This window comes from Henriciella sp. (genome assembly GCF_049649345.1).
In the GTDB taxonomy this organism is placed as follows: Bacteria; Pseudomonadota; Alphaproteobacteria; order Caulobacterales; family Hyphomonadaceae; genus Henriciella.
In genome coordinates this window covers 1-3,352 of sequence record NZ_JBARZC010000141.1, presented here as the reverse complement: position 1 = coordinate 3,352, position 3,352 = coordinate 1, and the positions used below count along the sequence as shown (strand labels likewise).

Below are 3,352 nucleotides of genomic sequence, written 5' to 3'. Positions count from 1 at the left end.
GGCCTGCATGGTCTACTCCTTTGCAGGTATGAGTATTGGCCTAAGCCTAAGAAAGTGCTGCTATGGCTCTTCCGTTGTGTCCGGTTTGCCCGGTTTCTTCCCATAGTCGTGTTTTTTGAGGAGGCCGCGGAACTGGTGATAGGTAAGGCCCAGCGTATCGGCGGCTCTGCCCTGGTGGCCATCATGTGCCCCGAGGGCGGCATCGATTAAGGCGGTTTCGAAAAGTTTAGTCTGGTCCTCGAACGAGGCGCCGAGCTGCGGCTTCGGTAATGCGGGTTTCGTGACCGGCGCAGATGGGGTCTGTTCTGCTGGCGTCAAGGTGGCAGGGGGTCTGAAGGGAGACTCGAACGGATCTAGCGCCGCCGGATCAAACCGGATTGGTTCATTCGTTGGCGCCGCCAGCGCCCGGGCCGTCACCCGCTGCGCGAAGTTTCGAAGTTCGCGCACATTGCCCGGCCAATCATGCGCTTCGATGGCGGCGATGGCGGACGGCGCAAAGCCCGGAAAGTCCTCAAGCATTTCGCGCGCCATGCGGCGGGCAAAGAAGTCTGCGAGCAGCGTGGCATCGCCGTCCCTTGCCCGTAGAGGAGGCAGGGTGATGACATCAAAGGCGAGGCGGTCGAGCAGGTCGGCCCTAAATGTTCCTGCCTGCACGGCGGACGGCAGATCGATGTTCGTCGCCGCAACGACGCGCACATCGCTGGACAGCACTTTCTCGCCGCCGAGGCGCTGAAACTCGCCATATTCAATGACGCGCAAGAGCTTTTCCTGCACGCGCTGGGAGGCGGTTGCGATCTCATCAAGGAAGAGCGTGCCGCCATTGGCCAGCTCGAATCGGCCCTGACGTCGCTCTGTCGCGCCGGTGAAGGCACCGCGCTCATGGCCGAACAGTTCTGAATCCAGAAGGTCATCGGACAGGGCGGCGCAGTTCACCTGAATATAGGGCCCGTCCCAGCGGCGCGAGAGAAAGTGCAGCCGCTCGGCGATTAACTCTTTACCCGTGCCGCGCTCCCCGATGACGAGCGAGGGCCGATCGAGCGGGGCCAGTCGGGAGACGTGTTCAAGCGCTGACAGCCACTCAGGCGCTTCACCAACAATTTGGGGCGTTTGACCAACCATGAGGCATAAATAACTAGATAGTTGGTCAAATCAATAAAAGAATTTGGTCAAATATACTAAAATAAAATTTCGCAAACCGGCCTCTAGAAAAATAATTGCTTTAGAAACAAAGTTCTAAATGGTTACGCCAAAACTGGCACGGTCCTTGAAATGTATCTGGCATCACAGGCGATGGGCGTCGCCACAATTAAAGGACTGAAAAAGAAATGACCGATCACCGTTATGACACCCGCTACCAGGAAGCCCGCGAAGGTTCGGGCAAATTTGGTCGCTGGCTCGCTTCACGTCCGGCCGAGTGCTGGATGTTCTTCGCAGCCGGTGTCTTCCTCGGCGGCCTCTTTTTCTAAGGGCCTGTAAGCGTTCAGCCCCGTCTCCTCCCAGACATCACCGAGAATGAAAGGAATATAACAATGGGACTTTTTTCCCGCCTCGGCGACATCATTAACTCCAACATCAATGCGATGCTGGACAGTGCAGAAAACCCAGAAAAGATCGCGCGTCTGATCATCCAGGAAATGGAAGACACGCTGGTTGAGGTTCGCACCTCCGCCGCGCGTGCCATGGCCGATAAAAAGGAAATGGAACGCGAGATCGAGTATTACACCAAGGTCCGCGACGATTGGGAAAACAAGGCCGGCGTGGCGATTGACAAGGGCCGCGAGGATCTTGCCCGCGGTGCCCTTTCTGCCAAGCAGAAGGCCGATGGTGAAATCCAGCGCCGCAGGCACGCCATGACGGCTGCCGAAGAGGCCTTCGAGAAGCACCAGGATGATCTGGCGAAGCTCCAGGCCAAGCTCGACGAGGCCAAGGCCAAGCACCGCGCGCTGATGATGCGCCGGGAAGCTGCCGAGCAACGCATCCGCATGCGCTCGCAGACCTATGACGGCAAAGTGGACGATGCACTCGCCCGCTACGCCACGGTCGAGCGCAAGGTCGATGAGATGGAAGCCTATGCCGACCAGATCAAAGGCAGCGAGCCGAGCCTTGAGGCCGAGTTTGCCGCCCTGGAACGGGACGAGGCCGTCGAGAAGGAACTCGAGGCTCTCAAGAAGTCGCGCGCCAAATCGCCGGCAAAGGCGAAAGCCAAGGATAGCGAGGACTAATCCATGATCACGTCACTAATCGTACTCGCCATCATTCTTTCTGCTATCATCGTGCCGGGTCTCGTACTCCAGCACATGGAAACCCGGTCTGAAGCCGGGGAAGGATAGACATGGAATCCGAATTTATCATCGCCCTCGTGGCTGTCGTCTCAATCTTCGTCGTCTTCCCGGGCATGGTGTTCCACTACATCACCCTCTGGCGGAAACAGAAGACGCTGGAACCGGACGATGAGCGAATGCTCGAAGACCTCTGGCGCTCGGCGAGAGCCATGGAACGCCGCATCGAGACGCTCGAACAGCTGACAGATACTCACCCGGAAGACGCAGCGCCGGTTTCGCGCCGGTCCCGCTCTCCCCTCGACCGATAGGAATACCACAAATGACCGACCCTCATCATCACCGCCGTCACCGCGAACGCGTCCACGGTCGCGAGGATGACATGTTTTCCTCGCCAAACCCCAAGCGCCTTTACCGCTCCCGCAAGGAACGGGTCTGGGCAGGTGTCTGCGGCGGTATCGCAGAACGCTTCGGATGGGATCCGATCGTCGTGCGCCTGCTCACCGTGGCCTCGTTCTTCCTGTTCGCCGGACCGCTGATCATTCTCGCTTATATCGTGATGATCATGATGATCCCGAAGGCGCCTATGGGTTACAGCCCGCTCGCGCCGGAAGAAGATGCCTTCTGGCGCGGTGTCTCGGACCGTCCCAAGGCGACCTATTCAGGCCTGAAATATTCTTTCATGGACCTCGAAGACCGTCTCCAAAATCTCGAACGCAATGTAACCTCGGATGAGTGGCGCCTGCGCCGCGAGTTCCGCAACCTAGAAAAGAACTGAACAGATGTCGGCGCTCATCCTTTCCCTGCCACAGCAGTACCAGCAAAGGCCTGAGGCCGAGGTCATCAACTTTCCAAGCAAGAGGAAAAAACCAATGTCCAGCAAACTCCAGACAAGCGGATGGATCGCCTGCAGTGCCGCCCTCGTCATGCTGGCTGCCGCTGCCGCGATGAGCTTCGCCGGCGGCCTCCATATCGAAGCAGGCGGCGTTCAGATGTCGCTTCAGGCCTCCATGGACAAAGGCGTCCAGCTGGTCTTTGCCGCCGCGACCTGATCTAGCGGCCGCGCTTCAGAT

The 3,352-nt window shown here is 58.5% G+C and carries 6 protein-coding genes; 5 read left to right on the top strand and 1 reads right to left on the bottom strand.

Translation table 11 applies throughout. From position 1 onward, the window contains the following. Positions 1–60: 60 nt before the first annotated feature. On the bottom strand, positions 61–1,119 hold the full coding sequence (gene pspF, locus WA989_RS03450) for a phage shock protein operon transcriptional activator (protein WP_424339122.1): 1,059 nt from the start codon (positions 1,117–1,119) through the stop codon (positions 61–63). A gap of 206 nt (positions 1,120–1,325) precedes the next feature. Here pspF and WA989_RS03445 point away from each other — a divergent pair, with 206 nt between their 5' ends. The 5 genes from WA989_RS03445 to WA989_RS03425 all read left to right on the top strand — a co-directional run bounded on the left by WA989_RS03445 (position 1,326) and on the right by WA989_RS03425 (position 3,331). Beyond that, complete coding sequence (locus WA989_RS03445) at positions 1,326–1,466, top strand: hypothetical protein (protein ID WP_188657421.1); 141 nt, start codon at positions 1,326–1,328, stop codon at positions 1,464–1,466. A 63-nt stretch (positions 1,467–1,529) separates the two neighbouring features. Then, a complete protein-coding gene (pspA, locus tag WA989_RS03440) occupies positions 1,530–2,222 on the top strand; it encodes a phage shock protein PspA (RefSeq protein WP_424339121.1) in 693 nt (230 codons plus the stop codon). Positions 2,223–2,332: 110 nt separating this feature from the next. Then, positions 2,333–2,590, top strand: a complete 258-nt coding sequence (pspB, locus tag WA989_RS03435; RefSeq protein ID WP_424339120.1) for an envelope stress response membrane protein PspB — start codon at positions 2,333–2,335, stop codon at positions 2,588–2,590. A gap of 11 nt (positions 2,591–2,601) precedes the next feature. Continuing rightward, positions 2,602–3,057 (top strand): envelope stress response membrane protein PspC, encoded by a 456-nt coding sequence (gene pspC, locus WA989_RS03430; protein WP_424339119.1) that lies wholly within the window; start codon positions 2,602–2,604, stop codon positions 3,055–3,057. Positions 3,058–3,151: 94 nt separating this feature from the next. Next, positions 3,152–3,331 (top strand): hypothetical protein, encoded by a 180-nt coding sequence (locus WA989_RS03425; protein ID WP_424339118.1) that lies wholly within the window; start codon positions 3,152–3,154, stop codon positions 3,329–3,331. The last annotated feature ends 21 nt before the right edge of the window (positions 3,332–3,352 follow it).

Bases quoted from the DNA above. Each gene is read 5' to 3' on its own strand.
- pspF (WP_424339122.1), bottom strand. From the start codon at position 1,119: ATGGTTGGTCAAACGCCCCAAATTGTTGGTGAAGCGCCTGAGTGGCTG.
- WA989_RS03445 (WP_188657421.1), top strand. From the start codon at position 1,326: ATGACCGATCACCGTTATGACACCCGCTACCAGGAAGCCCGCGAAGGT.
- pspA (WP_424339121.1), top strand. From the start codon at position 1,530: ATGGGACTTTTTTCCCGCCTCGGCGACATCATTAACTCCAACATCAAT.
- pspB (WP_424339120.1), top strand. From the start codon at position 2,333: ATGGAATCCGAATTTATCATCGCCCTCGTGGCTGTCGTCTCAATCTTC.
- pspC (WP_424339119.1), top strand. From the start codon at position 2,602: ATGACCGACCCTCATCATCACCGCCGTCACCGCGAACGCGTCCACGGT.
- WA989_RS03425 (WP_424339118.1), top strand. From the start codon at position 3,152: ATGTCCAGCAAACTCCAGACAAGCGGATGGATCGCCTGCAGTGCCGCC.